The sequence below is a fragment of the Pelagimonas sp. genome (assembly GCF_058892305.1).
The window spans coordinates 1-1,389 of the sequence record NZ_JBZXVN010000094.1; the positions used below are offsets into that span (position 1 = coordinate 1).

Here is a 1,389-nt window from a genome sequence, read left to right on the forward strand (position 1 = left end):
CATCAAAACAGCCCCCCGACAAAGGAGCTCAACCCACCGCCATCAGCGCCGTAGGATTGCAGTTTCAAAGAGAACTCGATTTTGCGCGGGGCCCCGTCCTTCAGGAAGTAACTCTTGGTTTCATCGACCTGGACAATCACCCAGCGTTTCCAAACCCAGCCCATGCCATCCACCATCATCATCGGCACACCCAGCCCGGCCCGCGCGCGCATCAAATCGACCTGCCTTAAACCGCCTTTGAAGTGCGGATAAATCACCCCTTCAATGGTTACATCTTGGGTGTCTGGCCCGGCAAATTGTAGCGCGGGCGCACGGCCCAAACGGTTCACCTTGCCCCAGCGGTAGCCCGCTGTGCGTGAGAACTGTTGATAGGCGTCATTGGACATGCCAAAGCGAAACGCCCCCAATGCCATCATCACCAACCCCATTTGCATCAGTAATCCACCCCATCATGAAGGTCACCGCGACGCCCGTCTTGAATGCGTTCCAGCTCCTGACGCACTGCCCGGGCAATGGCGCGTTCGTCCATGCCGGGAGTGGTTGCAATTGAGATATGGAACGTGTCGCCCTGACGCGTGATCTGAGGCCCCGGAGCAGGCTTTGACAAAGCCGGACGGCGATCAATTCGAGACATCATGTCCCCAGTGTCGATCGATGTATCTGCCGCCACCGGCAAAGCCATGGCAGAGGCCGCAGCCGCCGCTTTGAGCGCCCGTGTCGGCAAGATCGTCCCCGACATGTTGGGCACAAAGATCTCCGGCGCGCGCGCATCAATCGCAAGACAACGGTTGCTGCCTGCGTCAATTGTGGAGAGGAAGGCTGATGATGATCTGTCGCAGCGCGAGTTCCGACGCGCCGCCAGTCCTTGAGACGACCGAACATTCTCTCAATCCGTTTGCGCCGTTTGGAGCGGTAATTGTCATCATTGACGGTCTTTTCGCAAAGCTAGTGTCCAAGGGTTGGACACCGCACCCCACTTTGCCATCATACTCTGTACCTGCGATTTTTTCAGGTCGCGTTCTCAACCTTCGGAGATTGCAGATATTATCCTCATGTTCCTCGGTAAATGCTTTTGCTACGTCAAACAGGGAGCCCCTGTTGCGATCATTTGACCGTATCAGGCCCCGTCTTGGCGGTGCCGACCATGCATGGGATCAAAAGATTTCGAACAAACCTGCCGCGCCCATACCGCCAGCGATACACATGCTGACCACGCCGTATTTGGCGCCTCTGCGGTGCCCTTCCAGCAAGAGATGGCCCGTTAGACGCGCGCCTGTCATGCCAAAGGGGTGACCGACGGAAATGGACCCGCCGTTGACGTTCAGGAGGTCGGGGTCAATGTCCAGTTTTTGCTGGCAATAGATGGCTTGCGAGGCAAAGGCCTCGTTG

The 1,389-nt window shown here is 57.2% G+C and carries 2 protein-coding genes and 1 pseudogene; all 3 read right to left on the reverse strand.

What is annotated here, in order from left to right; translation table 11 throughout:
* Positions 1 to 2: 2 nt before the first annotated feature.
* On the reverse strand, positions 3 to 434 hold the full coding sequence (locus AC5EFR_RS23435) for a phage tail protein (RefSeq protein ID WP_493578096.1): 432 nt from the start codon (positions 432 to 434) through the stop codon (positions 3 to 5).
* The gene (locus AC5EFR_RS23440; protein ID WP_493578097.1) at positions 434 to 739 is read right to left on the reverse strand and encodes a hypothetical protein; all 306 of its coding nucleotides are present in this window, start codon (positions 737 to 739) and stop codon (positions 434 to 436) included. Before AC5EFR_RS23440 ends, AC5EFR_RS23435 begins: the two co-directional genes overlap by 1 nt.
* 415 nt (positions 740 to 1,154) lie before the next feature.
* Positions 1,155 to 1,389: pseudogene (locus AC5EFR_RS23445) on the reverse strand (acetyl-CoA C-acyltransferase); the annotation flags it as partial.

Excerpts from the sequence above, each read along its gene's own strand:
- AC5EFR_RS23435 (WP_493578096.1), bottom strand. The coding sequence starts at position 434 with ATGCAAATGGGGTTGGTGATGATGGCATTGGGGGCGTTTCGCTTTGGC.
- AC5EFR_RS23440 (WP_493578097.1), bottom strand. The coding sequence starts at position 739 with ATGTCGGGGACGATCTTGCCGACACGGGCGCTCAAAGCGGCGGCTGCG.